This is a genomic window from Leyella stercorea DSM 18206, assembly GCF_000235885.1.
GTDB classification, from domain to species: Bacteria; Bacteroidota; Bacteroidia; order Bacteroidales; family Bacteroidaceae; genus Prevotella; species Prevotella stercorea.
The window spans coordinates 1-18,867 of the sequence record NZ_JH379474.1 but is presented as its reverse complement, the minus strand read 5'-3'; the positions used below and the strand labels follow the sequence as shown (position 1 = coordinate 18,867).

12 protein-coding genes are annotated in these 18,867 nt (G+C 45.8%); 2 read left to right on the top strand and 10 right to left on the bottom strand.

Annotated features, from left to right (window positions below; translation table 11 throughout):
* Nucleotides 1–84 precede the first annotated feature (84 nt).
* Entirely contained in the window at nucleotides 85–2,094 is a 2,010-nt protein-coding gene (locus HMPREF0673_RS12595) for an Ig-like domain-containing protein (RefSeq protein WP_007903203.1), read from the top strand.
* An 82-nt stretch (nucleotides 2,095–2,176) separates the two neighbouring features.
* Here the strand turns inward: HMPREF0673_RS12595 and lpdA are convergent, their stop codons facing one another.
* The 10 genes from lpdA to HMPREF0673_RS12545 form a co-directional block, all read right to left on the bottom strand.
* On the bottom strand, nucleotides 2,177–3,538 hold the full coding sequence (lpdA, locus tag HMPREF0673_RS12590; protein ID WP_007903202.1) for a dihydrolipoyl dehydrogenase: 1,362 nt from the start codon (nucleotides 3,536–3,538) through the stop codon (nucleotides 2,177–2,179).
* A 99-nt stretch (nucleotides 3,539–3,637) separates the two neighbouring features.
* A complete protein-coding gene (gcvPB, locus tag HMPREF0673_RS12585; protein WP_007903200.1) occupies nucleotides 3,638–5,098 on the bottom strand; it encodes an aminomethyl-transferring glycine dehydrogenase subunit GcvPB in 1,461 nt (486 codons plus the stop codon).
* Nucleotides 5,095–6,423 carry an aminomethyl-transferring glycine dehydrogenase subunit GcvPA gene (gcvPA, locus tag HMPREF0673_RS12580; protein WP_007903199.1) on the bottom strand — a complete coding sequence of 443 codons (1,329 nt, stop codon included), beginning with the start codon at nucleotides 6,421–6,423 and terminating at the stop codon, nucleotides 5,095–5,097. The genes gcvPB and gcvPA overlap by 4 nt, the downstream gene beginning before the upstream one ends.
* A gap of 59 nt (nucleotides 6,424–6,482) precedes the next feature.
* Nucleotides 6,483–6,866 (bottom strand): glycine cleavage system protein GcvH, encoded by a 384-nt coding sequence (gene gcvH / locus HMPREF0673_RS12575; RefSeq protein WP_007903197.1) that lies wholly within the window; start codon nucleotides 6,864–6,866, stop codon nucleotides 6,483–6,485.
* 120 nt (nucleotides 6,867–6,986) lie between these two features.
* The gene (gene gcvT / locus HMPREF0673_RS12570; RefSeq protein WP_007903195.1) at nucleotides 6,987–8,075 is read right to left on the bottom strand and encodes a glycine cleavage system aminomethyltransferase GcvT; all 1,089 of its coding nucleotides are present in this window, start codon (nucleotides 8,073–8,075) and stop codon (nucleotides 6,987–6,989) included.
* A 31-nt stretch (nucleotides 8,076–8,106) separates the two neighbouring features.
* Nucleotides 8,107–9,084 carry a lipoate--protein ligase gene (locus tag HMPREF0673_RS12565; protein ID WP_007903193.1) on the bottom strand — a complete coding sequence of 326 codons (978 nt, stop codon included), beginning with the start codon at nucleotides 9,082–9,084 and terminating at the stop codon, nucleotides 8,107–8,109.
* 345 nt (nucleotides 9,085–9,429) lie between these two features.
* On the bottom strand, nucleotides 9,430–12,273 hold the full coding sequence (gene uvrA / locus HMPREF0673_RS12560; protein WP_007903191.1) for an excinuclease ABC subunit UvrA: 2,844 nt from the start codon (nucleotides 12,271–12,273) through the stop codon (nucleotides 9,430–9,432).
* A gap of 1 nt (nucleotide 12,274) precedes the next feature.
* On the bottom strand, nucleotides 12,275–14,296 hold the full coding sequence (gene rho, locus HMPREF0673_RS12555; RefSeq protein WP_007903189.1) for a transcription termination factor Rho: 2,022 nt from the start codon (nucleotides 14,294–14,296) through the stop codon (nucleotides 12,275–12,277).
* Between the two features lie 232 nt (nucleotides 14,297–14,528).
* Nucleotides 14,529–16,301 (bottom strand): 30S ribosomal protein S1, encoded by a 1,773-nt coding sequence (gene rpsA, locus HMPREF0673_RS12550; protein ID WP_007903187.1) that lies wholly within the window; start codon nucleotides 16,299–16,301, stop codon nucleotides 14,529–14,531.
* A gap of 120 nt (nucleotides 16,302–16,421) precedes the next feature.
* A complete protein-coding gene (locus HMPREF0673_RS12545; protein WP_007903186.1) occupies nucleotides 16,422–17,624 on the bottom strand; it encodes an MltF family protein in 1,203 nt (400 codons plus the stop codon).
* Nucleotides 17,625–17,734: 110 nt separating this feature from the next.
* On the opposite strand from HMPREF0673_RS12545, the gene HMPREF0673_RS12540 reads away from it, so the two are divergent.
* Nucleotides 17,735–18,763, top strand: coding sequence for an aminotransferase class I/II-fold pyridoxal phosphate-dependent enzyme (locus HMPREF0673_RS12540; protein ID WP_040597045.1), 1,029 nt, complete (start codon nucleotides 17,735–17,737; stop codon nucleotides 18,761–18,763).
* The last annotated feature ends 104 nt before the right edge of the window (nucleotides 18,764–18,867 follow it).

The following is an 18,867-nucleotide window of genomic DNA, read 5'->3' as shown; positions in this document are numbered from 1 at the left end:
CGTGGCGTATTATGAAATGATGAAATGCGCTCTGTTCCCGTTGGAGTTTGCTTCATCAAATTTAAATTTAATCATAATTATTAGATGAATATCAATTTAAGGATATTAAATTATTTGTTTGTGCTTGTTTGCCTGATTGCAGGAACAAGTGTGTCTGTGCGTGCAGAGGAACGTACGTTTACTCGAATCAATAGTATTTCGGAGTTGGAAAGTGCTGAAGGTTTCATTGTCGTTAATGAGTATTATAAACGTGCTCTTTCGGAATGGGAAGGAACAACGGGTTTTAATTCTGTAGGTGTAAATTTAGACAATGGAATTGTAACGGCAAGTGATAAGGTTACAACTCTTAAGGTTGAAAAAAATGGTAATTACTATTATTTGAAAACTGCAGATGGTCTATATTTGTCAAATGCGTCAGCAGGTACTGCAAATGCTTGTAAATTGAAGGATGTACCAGATGAAACTTCCAAAGTTGAAATAACATTTTTCACAGATTATGTTAATGTCTTTTTTGCAAAAAATGTAAAAAGATCTCTTCTTTATAGTGACAATTCTAAATTATTTACTTGTTACAATTCTGACTATTATAAGCAAGATGTTCGAATGATATCATTATATAGAAGTACTGGTGAAGTAGTTCCTCCTAATCCTCCTGAACCTCCAACTTTACAACCAACTTCAGTCAAATTTAGCTCAACATCCTTGACGATACTCAAAGGCAAGCAATATACTTTACCTACAGCTACGGTTCTGCTTGATAATGGTGCTGAACTTACTGATGCACAACTTGCATATTCAAGTAGTGATGAGAATGTTGCATCTGTAGATGCGTCAACTGGAGAAGTGACGCTAAAAGATTTTGGAACGACAACTATAACTGCTAAGTATGCAGGTTCTGATATGTATAAAGGATCAGAAGACTCCTATACCTTGATATATAAAGACAGATTAGGTAATCCTACAATTGTATTCTCGGCTTCTGACGGAGCCTTTGCTGCTGTTACTACCAAAATACCAGAAAACTCAGATCTTACTTGGAGAAACTATCAATTTATTTCAACTAATGGGGATGCTTATCCTTTTAGGCTTAAAATGAGTTATAGGGATAGTCATGGCTTTTTAACGAAGAGAGAAGGAGGATCCGACTTTCTTAAAACACCAGATTTTGATGCAGACGATGGTTTTATTGTTAGAGTTACCTTTGATCAAAAGAGTACAGCAACAAGACCTACTATTGCTGGTATAGATAACACAATATATACGGAAAATGGCAAAGGAGAGGTCGATGGCACAAGCGAGTACGAATTTACAGAACGTATTGGGGCTACATCTTTCTGTCTAAGTGCAGCAAGTATCTTTTTTATTAAGAAAATAGAGATATTTATCAGTTCAATTCCACCTCTTGATATTGATGAGAAGGATACAAAGACTGTTGAGACACTGAAGCAGAACGATGACAAGCTTGTACAATTCAAGTTAAATAGACGTTTTGTCAATGATGGAAAGTGGTACACGATATGTCTGCCTTTTAATATCAGTCAGCAACAATTAGCAAAGGCATTCGGGGTTGACTGTGTAGACTTGCGAACATTCGATCACATGGAGGGAACAACAATGTTTTTTAAGACAGAAGAGAATATTGAGGCAGGTGTACCATATCTTATAAAACCTAATACGGATATAGACGGAGTAGTGTTTGATGACGTTAAAATAGCTATGAAGGCTAATCCTACACTTCAGGTAGGTAAGGATGGATATTACATGCAAGGCGTGTACGAGCCTACCGACTTGTACATTGATGGAACACACGTGTTTCTTGGCAGCGAAAATAGATTCTTCCGACCATCTGAAACTAATCATACGATGAATGGCATGAGGGCATACTTTGTTATTCCAAAGGATGCGGTGAATAAGATATTAAGCTACAATGCTGATTCAGAAGCTACCGATGTTATTGCTATAGATGCTAACTTACAACCAAAGGACCATAAAGTGTATAATATAAGTGGTATGTATGTAGGCGATAGCAATTGCGACCTTATGCCAGGTACGTACATTGTTGACGGTAAAAAGGTTTTAATATCAAACCAATAGTTTTAGATATCAGTAAATAAAGAAATGGGGCTATAGAACAAACTGTCTATAGTCCCATTTCTTATGTCTTTTGTTGGTTGCATTATAGTGCTATGTCATGCAAAATCTCTCCAATGGTTGGGTGGATATGGATTGCATTTGCAAGGTCAGTGATGGTTGCACCTTTACTCATCAGAGCGGAAATCTCCTGCACCATGTCTGACGAGTGTGCTCCAAAGGCATGACAACCGAGGATTTTTCCGTCCGCTTTATTTACAAACAACTTCACCATGCCGTCTGTCTCGTTCATGGCGAGTGCCTTGCCGTTAGAACGGTGGAAGCCCTTACGGCATTCGTATTCGCATCCCTCTGCTTTCAGTTGGTCTTCGCTCTTGCCTACGCTTGCTGCTTCAGGATAAGTGAAGATTGCTGACGGCATAACATCAAAATTGATTTCGTCCTCTTTGCCGAGAATCTTGTTTACGACATGCAGCCCTTGGAAGGTTGCTGCATGAGCGAGCATACAGCGTCCATTTACATCGCCGATGGCATATATGCTTTCAACGTTTGTGCGGAAATCATCGTCTACAGCGATTCCCTTCGGCGAGTATTCAACGCCTGCGAGTTCGAGGTCAAGACCTTCGATGTTCGGCTTGCGACCGGTTGCAATGAGCACAACGTCTGCATCCACCTGCGCAGGCTTGCCCTTCTTCTCGTACGTTACTGTGAGCTGGCGCTTGCCGTCCTCTGTAGTTGTCTCTGCGATTGACTTGACAGCCGACTGCATAGAGAACTCTACGCCGCGTTTGCCGATAGTCTGGCGCAGACGCTTTGCGATGTCCGAATCGAGAACCGGCAAACACTCCTTAAGGAACTCAATCACACTCACCTTGCTACCGAAGCTGCTGAACACGGAAGCGAACTCCATACCGATAACTCCTGCACCGATGATGCACAAACGCTCAGGAATATTGTCGATGTCGAGAAGTTCTGTAGATGTGATAACGCCCGGTAATGTTGTGCCTTCTATTGGTGGACACTTCGAGTCGCTGCCGGTAGCTATCATAATGTTGTCGGCTGTGTACTCTTCGTCGCCAACAACAACAGTCTTGCTGTCCTTGAAGTGAGCGAAACCACGAACGAAGGTAATGCCCGGAGTCTGCATCAGAGTCTCGATGCCACTGCGCAGCTGTTCTACAACCTGCTGCTTGCGCTCCATAACTTTCGGGAATTGAAGTTGGAAACCATCAAGTACCACGCCGAAGACATCAGCATGTTGCATGGTGTCTATAACTTCTGCGTTTCGACAGAGAGTCTTTGTCGGTATACAGCCGCGGTTCAAGCATGTGCCTCCAGCCTCGGCTGCTTCAATGATGGTCACGGTGAGTCCATGTTGTGCAGCATAGTGCGCAGCACGATAGCCTCCGGGTCCCGAACCTATAATGATAAGATTTGTTTTTGTCATTTTGTTTATAGTTGATATTAAAAAGGTGTGCCAAAATAGAATTTATCGGGCTGAGCCTATATGTATAATGTTCTATTTTAACACACCCTTTATGGTTAATTAGTTGGAAAGCTGCTTCCAGGTAAGTATCGGTTGCTTGGCAGCCAGTACATCATCAACACGACCGGTTGGAGTGTTATGCGGAGCTGTCTTCACATCTTCCGGAGTTGCCTTTGCCTCCTCTGCAATCTTACGCAGAACAGCGATGAACTCGTCGAGCGTTTCCTTGCTTTCGTTTTCTGTCGGCTCAATCATCATTGCCTCGTGGAACAGTAGCGGGAAGTAAATTGTAGGAGCGTGATAGCCGTAGTCGAGCAAGCGTTTTGCTACGTCCATTGTTGTCACACCCGTTGACTTGTCCTTCAAACCGTTGAACACGAACTCGTGTTTGCAGACTGTTGGTATTGGCAATTCATATACATCCTTCAATGCTTCCTTGATGTAGTTAGCGTTGAGTGTAGCAAGCGGACCAACCATGCGTATATGTTCCTTGCCGAGAGTGAGGATGTAGGTGTATGCGCGGAGCATAACTGCGTAGTTGCCAAAGAACTCACCAACATGCACGTTGAAGTTCTGATCGTTTGAAGTTACGATGCGATAACGATCGCCTACCTTCTCAACCTTCGGTACAGGCAAGAACTGCTCCAATCCCTTACGTACGCCGACAGGACCAGAACCAGGACCGCCACCGCCGTGAGGTGTAGAGAATGTCTTGTGCAGGTTGATGTGCATAACGTCGAAGCCCATGTCGCCAGGACGGCAAACGCCGAGCATCGGGTTGAGGTTTGCTCCGTCGTAGTACATCAAGCCACCACACTCGTGAACGAGTTTCTGTATCTCAGGTATCTCGCGCTCGAAGAGTCCCAACGTGTTCGGGTTAGTCATCATCACAGCAGCTACGGTGTCGTCAAGCAGACCGCGAAGGTCGTTAACGTCAACCACGCCCTGAGCTGTAGACTTCACTTCCACAATCTCTAAGCCGCAGACAGCTGCTGAAGCCGGGTTTGTGCCGTGAGCAGAGTCGGGTACGATAACCTTTGTACGCTTCAAGTCGCCACGGCTCTGATGATATGCACGGATAATCATCAAACCGGTAAGCTCGCCGTGAGCACCTGCAAACGGATTGAGTGTGAACTCCTCCAAACCGGTTATTGCAGAGAGAGCCTTCTGCATGTCGTAGTACACTTGCAATGCGCCCTGGCATGTATCCTCAGGTTGCAATGGGTGTAATGCTGCGAACTGCGGCAAAGCAGCTATCTCCTCATTGATGATAGGATTGTACTTCATTGTACAGCTACCGAGAGGGTAGAAGCCGTTGTTGACACCGAAGTTGTTTGCGCTAAGATTGGTGTAGTGGCGTACCACTGTCAGCTCGTCACACTCCGGCAATTTGGCATCTTCGTTGCGACGCATTTTTGCCGGCACCTCGTGATGTCCGAACTCGTTCTTAGGGAGCGAGTAGCCACGGCGTCCGGGTTTAGACAACTCAAAAATCAAGTTTCCATAAAGACGATTGTTCATAGCTTTTCCTCCTTTGCAATATTAACGAGTTTATCAATTTCTTCCTTAGTGCGCTTTTCGGTAACGGCAAACATCAATGTGTCTGTGTCAACCTTCACACCGCCTAAGATGCCGTTCTCGATGAAGCGCTGCTGCAAGCGGTCAACGTCGCCGTTGTACTTAACGCAGAACTCATTGAAGAACGGACGCTCGTATTTGTTTGAGAACAAATCGGTTGCAATCAAAGCGTCGTGCAGATAATGAGCACCATCGTATGATATCTGAGCAGCCTCCTTCACACCTTCCTTGCCCATTACAGACATATAGATGGTGACGAAGAGAGCCATCAGCGACTCGTTAGAGCAGATGTTCGATGTAGCCTTCTGACGGCGGATATGCTGTTCGCGGGCCTGCAATGTAAGGACGAATACGCGTTGTCCGCGATTGTCTACAGTCTTGCCGACGATACGTCCCGGCATCTTGCGCATGAGCTTTTCTGTGCAGCACATATAGCCTACAGACGGTCCACCGAATGCCATCGGAATACCCACCGACTGTCCGTCGCCTACTGCTACGTCAGCACCCCATTCGCCTGGAGTTTTTAGCAATGCGAGGTCGGCAGCCACGCTGTTCACGATGAACAACGATTTCTGTGCATGACATGAATCAGCAAAGCCCGTGAAGTCTTCAACAATACCATGATAGTTAGGCTGTTGAACGATTACGCCAGCTACGCCGCCCTTTTCCAAGCGTGCGTCCATATGTGCCTTGTCTGTAGCACCGTCGTTCTCTGGGATAAGCTCCACGTTGAAGCCGTGGAAGTGAGCGTATGTCTTCACTACATTAAGTACCTTCGGGTCTACAGAAGCAGAAACGAGCACCGTGTCGGTCTTCTTTGTAGAAGCAAGAGCCATGATTGCAGCCTCGGCTGTAGCGGTAGAGCCGTCGTACATGGATGCGTTTGATACGTCCATGCCGGTGAGTTCAGCCATCATGCTCTGGTATTCGAAGATGTAGTGGAGTGTACCCTGCGAAATCTCTGCCTGATACGGAGTGTAGCTTGTGAGGAACTCAGAGCGCGAGATGATGTTCGGCACTACAGCTGGTGTGTAATGGTCGTAGCATCCTGCTCCTGCAAACACAGTCAATCGGCGATTCTTCTCGCCGAGTTTCTCGAACAATGAGCGAATTTCTGTCTCGCTCATCGGTTCGGGTAAATCGTATTCACCACGGAAGCGAATCTGCTCAGGCACGTCGGCATAGAGATCGTCGAGCGAATTCATGCCGGCCTGCTTGAGCATCTGTTCTATTTCTTCCTTGGTATGTGGAAAAAATTTGAAGTTCATAGTTTGATCGGTTTATTGCCAGCTGTTAAGCTGACACTGGGTGATTTGATGTGCTTCGGTTATTCTTTGTTGCACAACTCCTCGTATGCAGTAGCATCCATAAGAGCGTCGAGCTCAGACTTGTCTGACAGCTGAACCTTCATGATCCAGTTCTCGAAAGCATCCTCGTTGAGAAGCTCTGGTTTGTCCTCGAGAGCTTCGTTCACTTCAACAACAGTACCCGAAACCGGAGAGATAAGGTCGCTGGCAGCCTTCACGCTTTCTACAGCACCGAAGTCCTCATCGGCTTCAACCTCGTCGTCTACCTCAGGCATGTCAACGTAAACCACGTTGCCCAATGCGTGCTGAGCATAGTCTGTGATACCTACATAAGCGAAATCGCCTTCAACCTTTACATATTCGTGTGACTCTGAATAGAAGAGTCCTTCAATTACTTTTGCCATAATAGATTTGTTTTTTAATTGTTATTTAGATTAAATTTTATTCTTGTATTATAGGGGTGCGTAGATAGGGGTGCGTGGGTATGGCAAGGATGCCATACCCTCCTATGAATTGTTATGTGATTACTTCTTGTAGTGCTTGTCGTAGAACTTCTTCTTTACGACAACGCCAGGGAAGGTCTTCTTTCTGATCTGAATCTCAAGCTCTGTGCCGAGCTTTGCGAAGCGTGCGTCGATGAGGGCCATGCAGACCGACTTGTCTGAAGAGATGGTGTGGTAGCCGGTAGTTACCTCACCAATTTCTTCACCCTCATGGAGCACCTTATATCCGTGACGTGGAATAGCGCGGTCGCTGAGCTCGATGCCTACCACCTTCTGCTTTACGCCTTCAGCCTTTTGTGCAGCAAGAGCCTCCTTGCCGATGAACTCAGGTTTGTCGAGTTTGCAGAACATGCTCAAGCCTGCCATTACCGGCGAAATCTCGCTTGAGAGTTCGTCGCCGTAGAGCGGCAGACCAACCTCGAAGCGAAGGGTGTCACGGCAACCGAGTCCGCAAGGCTTGCAGCGACCTGAAGCCATGAGCTTATCCCACTGCTCGTTGATGAAAGCGTGTGAAGCATAAATCTCGAAACCATCCTCACCGGTATAACCGGTGCGGCTGATGATGACTGTTTCGCCTGCAACGTCAATAGTCTTTGTTGTATAGAACACGAGGTCCTTGCACTCCAATCCGAGCACTTCCTCTACTACTTGTTCTGCCTCCGGACCCTGCACTGCGAGCTGCCCGTAGTATTCTGAGCGGTTCTCGAACTCTACGTCGAAACCTTCCAAGTGGCTTTTCATCCATTCTACATCCTTGTCAATGTTTGCAGCATTGATAACGAGGAAGAAGTCGTTTTCAGCCATCTTGTAAACCAAGAGGTCGTCAACGGTGCCACCGTTCTCGTAGCACATCATGCCGTAGAAAATCTTGCCTGGCTCAGCTCCACGCACGTCGTTAGTGAAGATATGGCTTACGTAGCGTTCTGCGTCAGGACCCTTAACTGTAACTTCGCCCATGTGCGACACGTCAAAAACGCCACAATGCTGGCGCACAGTGTTGTGCTCGTCGGTGATGTTCGAGTACTGGATTGGCATGATAAATCCGCCAAACGGTTGCATCAAAGCTCCGAGAGCTACGTGCTTGTCATAGAGACATGTTTTCTTTTCCATATTAGTAGTGTTTAGGTTTATTTCTTATACATTATTTATTAAGTAGAAGCTCAACAAAGTCGGTTTTCTTCAGATTGAGTATAACATCGTCGAGTCGGTCGGGTAGGGCTGCTTCAACATCTTCTTTAGTGAGATGCTTGTCGATGAGTGGGGCTATCACTTGCTGACCGATATCGCCTACGAGGAAGTAGTCGCCCTTGATGTCCACGTCCTTTATTACGTCGTTCTTCATCTCTATGTTCACGACGAAGTCGCCCACACCTTCTATTCTGCCTTGGCGCTGAATGTTGTATCGTGGGTTGTTGCCGTAGATGAATTCTGGCGTCAGGTATTCCTCTTCGATGCGCGAAATCTCGTCCATTGCAGCCTTGTCGAGCACCACCTCTCTACTGCAGAGGTCGTTCTTGACGAATGCCTTGAACGCCTCAATGTCCATCTCGATGTGGTCTTTAAGCAGCGTGATGTGCTGTCTGACACTGTTTATGCCCTTCGATACGAGTTTCTCGTCCGAAGGTGTTATGGCTCCGACCATGTTCTGCATATTGGTATCGTAGAGCATAGTGCCGTGTACGATGCTTCGACCGGGTATGTGGTAGAACGCATTGCCCGACACTTTGCGGTCGCCAATCATTATATCGTTGCGTCCGCTTGCTGTTGCCGGCACTCCGAGTTTGCGGAGCATATCTACGACCATACCTATATATTTGCTGAACGTGAGGTTTACGTTCTCGTCATGTGTGATGTATGAGAACATAATGTTGCTCTTGTCGGCATATACGCAGCCTCCACCGCTTTTTCTACGGAATGTGTTTATGCCATGTGCGCGGCAGTATTCCAAGTTTACTTCGCTCTGAATTAGCTGGTTACGACCAAATATAACGGTAGGGGTCACTTGCCACATGAAGAAATAATCGTCGCTATCCATGTGTCGTGCAACGTATTCCTCCATAGCAAGATAGTACGTTAATCGCTTTTCTTCCGTGGTAGTAGGTAAGGTTACGTATATCATAGTTTTAGGTTTATTGTTTGTCGTATGCAAACTTACATAAAATTCTTTATTTGCAAGTGTTTTTAAGAATGTTTTTTCGGATGTTGTAGTAGTTTTTTAACGTTTATTTCCTTTGCGACTGAATATTATCTCGTTGTTAGTTGCTTGTTTAGTGCTTTTAAAGTGGTAGATGTATGATAGACCCCGACCGCAACCTAATCAAGTTGCGGTCGGGGTCTATGTCGGTTGCGTACGGAACTCGGATGGGTTGCGTTCGGTACACCATGACTTGAGTTCTGCTTTAATGTTACATTTGTTCAACTTTAGCGTTGCGAAACAAGCACTTTAGCGCAATGAAACAAGCGTTTAAACATTGTTATTGGTGAGCTTCTCGCGCAGATAATATCCGGTTATACTTTCTTTGCAACGCACGATGTCCTCCGGAGTGCCACAACAAACAATGTTTCCACCTTTGTTGCCTCCTTCTGGACCTAAGTCGATGATATAGTCGCCGCACTTGATGACATCAAGGTTATGCTCGATGATTACAATGGTGTGTCCACGTGTTATGAGGGCGTTGAATGAGTCAAGCAAGCGATGAATGTCGTGGAAGTGCAAGCCGGTTGTTGGCTCATCGAAGATGAACATCGTGGGCTCCTGACGTTCCTGACTGATGAAGTAAGCGAGTTTTACACGCTGGTTCTCACCACCGGAGAGGGTCGAGGAGTTCTGTCCAAGTTTGATGTAGCCCAAGCCGACATCTTCCAACGGCTTCAGACGCGTAACGATGTTGTTGTTGCCATGCTCGGTGAAGAACGCGATTGCCTCCGAGACGGTCATCTCAAGCACATCATATATATTCTTGCCGTGATATCGAACGTCAAGGATTTCCTTCTTGAAACGATGTCCGTGACATGCGTCGCACTTCAATACCAAGTCTGCCATGAACTGCATCTCAACCGTCACCACTCCTGCGCCTTTACATTCCTCACATCTACCGCCTTCGGCGTTGAATGAGAAGTATTGCGCCGTATATCCCTCTTGCTTGGCAAGTGGCTGGTCGGCAAAGAGCTGGCGTATTGCATCGTAGGCTTTCACGTAAGTGGCAGGGTTCGAGCGTGTGCTTTTGCCTATCGGGTTCTGGTCTACGAACTCTACGTGCGAGAGTTTGTTCCAGTCGCCTTCGAGTGAAGAGTAGTCGCCAGGCATGTCAGCCACCTCGTTGAGATGGCGCTTGAGGGCAGGGTAGAGGATACCTTTTATCAGCGACGACTTGCCAGAACCGCTCACACCTGTGACTACGGTCATCACGTTCAGCGGTATCTTCACGTCGATGCCACGCAAGTTGTTCATGCGTGCGCCTTTTATGTCTACCGACATGTTCCAAGGACGGCGCGATTGTGGAACAGGAATAATGTCCTGTCCGGTAAGATAGCGCACCGTGTGGCTGTTGGTTTCTGGTTTGTCGGATCGCTGATCAGCGCTTTGGTTGAGAATGTCCTCAATAGAACCTTCAAACACAATTTCGCCACCAAGACGTCCGGCATCAGGACCAACGTCGACAATGTAGTCGGCTGCACGCATTATCTCTTCGTCGTGTTCCACAACAATTACTGTGTTATGCAGTTTCTGCAGTTCGCGTAACACGTGTATGAGTTTGTCGGTGTCGCGGCTGTGCAGACCGATGCTCGGCTCGTCAAGAATATATACCGATCCGACGAGCGAACTGCCAAGATTTGTTGTGAGGTTAATGCGCTGACTCTCGCCACCACTCAATGTGTTTGATGGGCGGTTGAGTGTGAGGTAGCCCAAACCCACATCCTGCAAGAACTGCAGGCGACTCGTAATCTCGTGCAGCAGTCGCTCGGCAATCTTCTTCTCGTTTCCTTCCAATACAAGGTTGTCGAACCACGCCTTCAGATTGTCTACCGATTTCTCGATAAGTTCGGTGATGCTCATGCCTCCAATCTTTACCCATGTGGCTTCCGGGCGCAGTCGGGTGCCATGACATTTGGGGCATATTGTTTTGCCACGATAACGGCTGAGCAGTACGCGGTATTGTATCTTATGCTGATTCTCCTTCACCATTTGGAAGAAGGCATCAATGCTCACTTGCTCTCTTTGACTTAAGTGCTTGTCAGACGGCAGACCATGCCACAACATTGCCTTCTGTGTTGCGGTCAGCTCGAAGTAGGGGGTGAAGATAGGGAAGTTGTCGTTGGCTGCTCGTCGGCAGAACTCCTTCATCCACATGCCGAGCTTCTCGCCATGCCAGCATTGCACACAACCGTCATATACACTGAGCGAGGAGTTGGGTATAACGAGGTTCTCGTCTATTCCAATCACTTTGCCATAGCCCTCACATTCCGGACAGGCACCGGCAGGCGAGTTGAACGAGAACATATTGTCGTTTGGTTTCTCGAAAGTCATGCCATCGGCTTCAAACTTTGTAGAGAAGTCGTAGACGAGGTTGGCTGGGAAGAAAACAATGCGGCAACTGCCATTGCCTTCATAGAAAGCCGTCTCTACAGAGTCGGTGAGGCGTGAGATTGTATCTTTGTTGTTGCTGACACTCATTCGGTCGATGAGGATGAAGATGTCTGCAACATTTGCTGATTGCAATACTGTTGTATTAGCGATGAAATCGTCAATTCTTACAAACTCGTTTTTGTAGAAGATGCGCGAATAGCCTTGCTTTATCTCCGAAGAAAGTTGTGTGGCTATATCTCTGCCTTCGACCAACGTAAGTGGACTGAGCACTGCAAACTTGGTGCCTTCGGAATATTGGCGTGTACATTCAATCACATCCTCTACGGTGTGGACCTTCACCTCGTTGCCGCTAATAGGTGAATAAGTGTGGCCTATGCGTGCAAAGAGCAGGCGCAGGTATTCGTAGATCTCGGTTGTGGTGCCGACTGTGCTTCGCGGATTGCGTGATATTACCTTCTGTTCTATGGCTATAGCCGGTGGCAACCCCTTTATGAAATCGCACTCAGGCTTGCACATTCTGCCCAAATACTGTCGGGCATAAGACGATAGCGATTCAACATAACGTCGCTGACCTTCGGCATACAATGTGTCGAAAGCCAGCGACGATTTACCGGAGCCAGAGACTCCGGTAATAACGATAAACTTATCGCGTGGTATCTTAAGGCTCACGTTCTTTAGGTTGTTGACACGTGCACCTTTGATTTCAATGTATTTCTCCATCTTAAGAATTCATAGATAATAGGAATTCCTCGTTGTCGCGGGTTTTGCTCATGCTGTCGTGGATGGTGTTCATCGCCTCTATCGGGTTCATGTCGGCAATGTACTTGCGCAGTATCCACATACGGTCGAGTGTGGTTTTGTCCTGAAGCAGATCGTCGCGGCGTGTGCTTGAAGCAACAAGGTTGACAGCCGGGAATATACGCTTGTTGGAGAGTGAGCGGTCGAGCTGCAACTCCATGTTGCCCGTACCCTTGAATTCCTCGAAGATTACTTCGTCCATCTTCGAACCTGTATCGATGAGTGCTGTTGCAATGATTGTAAGCGAACCGCCACCTTCAATGTTACGTGCTGCACCGAAGAAACGCTTCGGCTTCTGAAGAGCATTAGCGTCCACACCACCAGTAAGCACTTTGCCTGATGCTGGCGATACGGTGTTATATGCACGCGCAAGGCGAGTGATTGAGTCGAGGAATATAACGACATCGTGTCCACATTCTACCATACGCTTTGCCTTCTCAAGTACTATGCCTGCAATCTTTACATGGCGTTCTGCAGGCTCATCGAATGTAGAGGCGATAACTTCTGCATTCACGGTGCGAGCCATATCGGTAACCTCCTCTGGACGTTCGTCGATAAGAAGCATCATCAGATATGCCTCGGGGTGGTTGGCTGCAATGGCGTTGGCGATGTCCTTCATCAAGATTGTCTTACCGGTTTTTGGCTGAGCCACAATGAGGGCGCGCTGACCCTTACCGATAGGTGAGAAGATATCTACAATGCGAGTGCTAAGATTTGTTGTAGCCTTGTCGCCACAGAGATTGAACTTCTCGTCTGGGAAGAGTGGGGTGAGGTGTTCGAAAGCGATGCGGTCGCGCACTTCCATGGGCTCTCTGCCATTGATAAGGTCAATACTTGTAAGTGGGAAGTATTTTTCACCATCATGCGGTGGACGTACATGACACTCGACAACGTCACCGGTCTTGAGACCGTAGCACTTGATTTGCTGTGTAGATACGTATACGTCGTCAGGGGAAGACAGATAGTTGTAGTCGCTTGAACGCAAGAAACCATAACCGTCCGGCATCACTTCAAGCACACCGTTAGCTGTGATAAGGTCGGTGAAGTCGAAAAGCGGCTCTGCAGGTTCCTGCTGTTGATATGCTCCTGCCTGATCCTGTGGCATATTGTTGTTGGTAGGATTGTCGAACATGTCGTATGTTGGTACAACACCTTGGTCTTCAATAGGCAAATCAACTACGGTGATGAAATCGGTGCCGTCAGCAGGATCTTCATCCCAATACATGTCGTGAGGCATCTCTGACTCTTCTTCATTTGAAGAGTTGTGAGCATTTATCTTTGCCTGCAACTGCTCGATTAAACTTGTATCAGGAAGTTGATTTTCTGGATGGGGCTCACCATGGAAGGCTTCTTCTGGTATAACATCATTTGTATTGATGTTATTTGTATCCGTATCGTCTTTATTGGTGTCTTCTATGTCAGTGCTGTCTGCTACATAGGGAAGAGGCTCGTCGGTATTAGTTTTTGATATTTCTGATGGAACGGCATCTTCTTGTTCGTCCGTAGGCATCTGCTGCTTGCGTGCCTCTATAGCCGACAACAATTCGAGTTCTTTCTTAGATTTGCGTCCGCGATGTTTAGGAATTGCTTTGAGCAACTCTTCGGGTGATAAAGTTTCATCGTTTGAAGTTGTAGTTTCGGGTTCTACAACTTTTGTTGGTTCGGTATTAGTTGCTGCTACTTTATTCTTCTTAACATCGAAATTTTCTCCTTCAGAACCATTTACTGTATACACTTTGTCGGTGTCTTTCTTGACAATGCGTGTACGACGGCGTTTGGTACCTCCTAAAGGATTCTTATTGCCTTCTACTTCTGCTTGTCTGTCAAGGATTGCATATACTAACTCTTCATTATTGGTGTTATCTTGAACATCAATGTCTAAGTTGGTTGCAATGTCCTGCAATTCGGAAGTATTCTTATCTGATAGTTCGTCTTTGCTATACATAAATAAAATTTTAATTGGAAAGCTACGTTTCAGAACAGAAACGTAAGTGTTTTGGATTATTGTTTTGCAAAGTTACTGATTTTATTTGAAATATGGCGATAATTATTTGTTGTATTTTTGTTCGTTAACACGCATTAACATAGAGGTTGTCTGATTTGAATGGCAATTAAAAAAGGCGACTGCTATGAGCAATCGCCTTCTTATTAATTGTATTTATGGATGCAAATATCAATTATTCGCCCTTCTCCATCTTAGCCTTGAGCTCTGCAAGAGCGTCGAGGTCACCGAGAGTTGTGCTTGCAGCTACATTGTTGATAACTGGAGCAGCCTCCTTCTTAGCAGTGTTGTGCTTGCGTGGAGCCTTAACCTCGTCCTTAGCAGCCTCAAATGTGCGGCTATGTGAAAGAATGATACGCTTTGTCTCCTTAACGAACTCAATTACCTTGAACTCGAGCTCCTCACCAAGCTGTGCCTGTGTGCCATCCTCCTTAACGAGGTGCTTAGGAGTAGCGAAACCCTCACCACCCTCGTTGAGAGTGATAACAGCACCCTTGTCCATCATCTCTGTAATCTTGCCTGTGTGTACAGAACCCGGTGTGTAGAGAGTCTCGTATGTATCCCAAGGATTCTCCTCAAGCTGCTTGTGACCAAGGCTGAGACGACGATTCTCCTTGTCGATTTCGAGAACAACAACGTCGATGCTTGCACCTACCTGTGTGAACTCTGAAGGATGCTTTACTTTCTTTGTCCAAGAGAGGTCGGAGATGTGGATGAGACCATCAACACCTTCCTCAAGCTCTACGAAGATACCGAAGTTGGTGAAGTTGCGAACCTTAGCAGTGTGCTTGCTGCCTACCGGGTACTTAACCTCGATAGCCTCCCATGGATCTTCCTTAAGCTGCTTGATGCCGAGAGACATCTTGCGCTCTGCGCGGTCGAGTGTGAGGATAACTGCCTCTACCTCGTCGCCTACGTGGAGGAATTCCTGTGCTGAACGGAGGTGCTGGCTCCAGCTCATCTCTGAAACGTGGATAAGACCCTCAACGCCCGGAGCGATCTCAACGAATGCACCGTAATCAGCGATAACAACTACCTTACCCTTAACGTGATCGCCTACCTTGAGGTTCTCGTCGAGAGCATCCCATGGGTGTGGAGTGAGCTGCTTCAGACCGAGAGCGATACGCTTCTTCTCGTCATCGAAGTCGAGGATAACAACGTTAATCTTCTGGTCGAGTGCTACAACCTCGTGCGGATCGCTTACGCGGCCCCAAGAGAGGTCTGTGATGTGGATGAGACCGTCAACACCACCGAGGTCAACGAATACACCGTAAGATGTGATGTTCTTAACTGTACCCTCGAGGATCTGACCCTTCTCGAGCTTGCCGATGATCTCCTTCTTCTGTGCTTCCAACTCTGCTTCAATAAGAGCCTTGTGAGAAACAACTACGTTGCGGAACTCCTGATTGATCTTAACAACCTTGAACTCCATTGTTTTGCCTACGAATACGTCGTAGTCGCGTATTGGGTGAACGTCAATCTGGCTTCCTGGGAGGAATGCCTCAATTCCGAATACATCAACAATCATGCCACCCTTAGTGCGGCACTTGATGTAACCCTGGATAACTTCTTCGTTCTCAAGAGCTGCGTTAACACGCTCCCAGCTCTTGCTAAGACGAGCCTTCTTGTGAGAGAGTACGAGCTGACCCTTGCGGTCCTCCTGGTTCTCTACATAAACCTCAACCTTGTCGCCTACCTTCAGCTCCGGGTTGTAACGGAATTCAGATGCAGGGATGATACCGTCGCTCTTGTAACCGATGTTTACGATAACCTCTTTCTTGTCGATAGAGATTACAGTACCCTCAACTACCTGATGCTCAGATACCTTGTTAAGTGTTTCGTCATAAGCCTTCTCAAGCTCCTGCTTGCTTACGTTCAAGCTACTTCCATTCTCAAACTCGTCCCAATTGAAGTCTGCCAATGGCTGTACGTTCTTTAAATTTGACATAAAATTAGTAAAAATTGAAAATTAATAAAGTTAGACTTTATGTGAATTATTAAATCGAGTTGCAAAGGTACGCATATTTTCTCGTAACGATACAATTATATATAATATGTGTTTGTTTTATTAATTATCTTTAACGTTTTTGAGTCTGAAACGGTGCTTCTTACTTGCCTTGTGTGGCTCATAAACGGTTGGAACATCATCGGTTGGGGCTAATGACGATGCATTTCTGACGCCTCGATACTTCTGCCAGCGGCTATATATGGCACTAACGTAGTTGGCAGTCTCGCTACCACGCATATATCCGTATTTTACAACAGGGTCATTATAGTATTCCGGAGTGCTGAGCTTGAGTACATATTCAGCTACGTGTATCCATTTGCGTGGGTTTTTGCCGTTCTTTTTTGCCAACGCCATGGCATCACGTATATGGAAAAAGCCACCATTGTAACTCGCAAGGATGAAGAATTTGCGCTCTTCAGGGTTTCGTATGTCCGTAAAGCGTGTGTTTAACTCGTTGATGTAACGCGCTGCTGCATAAATGTTTAGATCTGGTTCATACACGTCACTCTCTGCAAGTCCAAGGTGTTTCGCTGTTTCGGGCATAATCTGCATCAGTCCTTTTGCGCCTGCCCACGAATAAGCCTTCGGGTCGAAACACGACTCTTGGTAGCATTGGGCTGCAAGAAGACGCCAGTCCCATCTTGCAATTGGTGCGTAACGCTTGAAAAGGTGGTCATAGTTAGAGATAATGCCTGCTTGTGTGTTCAGCATTGGGGCATATACACGACGATGAATGCTTTGTGTAGAGAAAAGTGCTTTCTCTTCCCGTTTTACACTTTCTGCTATTTCTGGCTTATACCAACTCCTTAGGCTGTCTGCCAATTCGGTGTTGTCAGTCCTCACCGCCCATGCTAACTTTCCGTTGTTTGTACTATAGCCACATGGTATTGTGCCTTTTGTGGATGTCGGTATCTGATATACAATAATATCTGCATCGCCTGCGTTGAATTTTTTGATCATTTCATCTATGCTTTTGCAAACTTCCACACGTAGCGATACACCGATTTTCTGTGCGAATTTCTCGCATAGAAGATATTGTGTACCCATTTGTTTGCCTCTGTATTCGTAATAAGTATTAGGGCCGCTTATTGTTAAAACGACCATTTCGCCGCTTTCCAGAATATCTCTGAGCGAGAAAGCGTTCGATGATACAGTGTCTGTGCCGAATGTGTCTCCCCATGGGGTTTGCGTGGATTGTTGTCTTTCAGTACAAGCACTAATGCTTAATATAAAAAGAAGGGTGACGATTAATTTTGCCTGCATATAAACTTGTTCTCAATAGTCTACAAAAGTACAATAAATCTTGCATAATACCTAAAAATAACTTACTTTTGCGTGTTAATATTTGGGTTAAACTTTTTGAATTGTTGTTTATGAAACCATTAAAGGAATTGGTACGTACAAATGTGTTGAATATGCAAGTCTCAGACAATGATAGTCGGGTGCGTACAGAATCGTGTGTATGGCTCGATAGAGACGAGAACCCATATAATTCACCATATAATCGCTATCCAGACTCTTCGATGGCTGTATTGAAGGCGTCAATAGCTAAAATTAAGAATGTTCAAACTGCGAATGTGTTTATTGCAAATGGGCGTTATGCTTTGGTGGATTCCATGTATCGTTGCTTCTGTACGCCAGGTGTTGATAATGTTGTGATTGTTGAGCCTACGTATGATGTATATAGGACGATGGCAGAGTTGAATTGTGTTGAGAATAGAAGTGTACTTTTGGATGCCGATTTTCAATTGAATGCTGATCGAGTATTGGAGCAATGTGATGAGAAGACAAAACTTATTTGGCTTTGTTCACCGAATACACCGACAGGTATTGCTGCAAATCCTGCAGAGGTTGAAGTACTGTTAGAGATGTTCGACGGAATAGTTGTTGTAGACGAATCGTATGTTGACTTTAGTAGTCAGTTATCATGGCGTACACGGTTAGGAAAGTTTGATAATCTTGTTGTCTTGAATACAATGGATAATTCATGGGGATGTGCCGCTATTGGCGTTGCTATGCTTTATGCAAGTAGCGAACTCGTGAATATGTTGAATAGGGTGGCGTTGCCGTTTGGTTTGAATTCATTGTCACAAAAGGTGGCTATAGATCAATTGCGCGATACTTTTGAAGCTGAGAAGCGTGTACGCTTCATCATCCTTGAACGCCAGCGTATGATTTCTGCCTTTATGGATTTGTCTATATGTGTTCAGGTATATCCTTCAGAAACAAACTTTTTGCTTGTGAAGTTCGAAGACGCTCAAGCTGTATATAAATATCTGTTAGATAAGGGAATCGTAGTTAAAAATTGTGCAGATATGCCTTTGTGTGAGAATTGTCTGCGCATAACAATTGGTGCAAAACCAGAAAATAACGAGTTGCTTTCTGCTTTGCGTCAGTACTAAGTTATAAGATGGTGTCGTTCGGATGTGTTATTATATTCTGATGATACCTAGGTTGTTACCATCGGAAAACAATAGTGGATCAAATAATATTGTTGTGTTTTTAA

Excerpts from the sequence above, each read along its gene's own strand:
- HMPREF0673_RS12595 (WP_007903203.1), top strand. The coding sequence starts at position 85 with ATGAATATCAATTTAAGGATATTAAATTATTTGTTTGTGCTTGTTTGC.
- lpdA (WP_007903202.1), bottom strand. The coding sequence starts at position 3,538 with ATGACAAAAACAAATCTTATCATTATAGGTTCGGGACCCGGAGGCTAT.
- gcvPB (WP_007903200.1), bottom strand. The coding sequence starts at position 5,098 with ATGAACAATCGTCTTTATGGAAACTTGATTTTTGAGTTGTCTAAACCC.
- gcvPA (WP_007903199.1), bottom strand. The coding sequence starts at position 6,423 with ATGAACTTCAAATTTTTTCCACATACCAAGGAAGAAATAGAACAGATG.
- gcvH (WP_007903197.1), bottom strand. The coding sequence starts at position 6,866 with ATGGCAAAAGTAATTGAAGGACTCTTCTATTCAGAGTCACACGAATAT.
- gcvT (WP_007903195.1), bottom strand. The coding sequence starts at position 8,075 with ATGGAAAAGAAAACATGTCTCTATGACAAGCACGTAGCTCTCGGAGCT.
- HMPREF0673_RS12565 (WP_007903193.1), bottom strand. The coding sequence starts at position 9,084 with ATGATATACGTAACCTTACCTACTACCACGGAAGAAAAGCGATTAACG.
- uvrA (WP_007903191.1), bottom strand. The coding sequence starts at position 12,273 with ATGGAGAAATACATTGAAATCAAAGGTGCACGTGTCAACAACCTAAAG.
- rho (WP_007903189.1), bottom strand. The coding sequence starts at position 14,296 with ATGTATAGCAAAGACGAACTATCAGATAAGAATACTTCCGAATTGCAG.
- rpsA (WP_007903187.1), bottom strand. The coding sequence starts at position 16,301 with ATGTCAAATTTAAAGAACGTACAGCCATTGGCAGACTTCAATTGGGAC.
- HMPREF0673_RS12545 (WP_007903186.1), bottom strand. The coding sequence starts at position 17,624 with ATGCAGGCAAAATTAATCGTCACCCTTCTTTTTATATTAAGCATTAGT.
- HMPREF0673_RS12540 (WP_040597045.1), top strand. The coding sequence starts at position 17,735 with ATGAAACCATTAAAGGAATTGGTACGTACAAATGTGTTGAATATGCAA.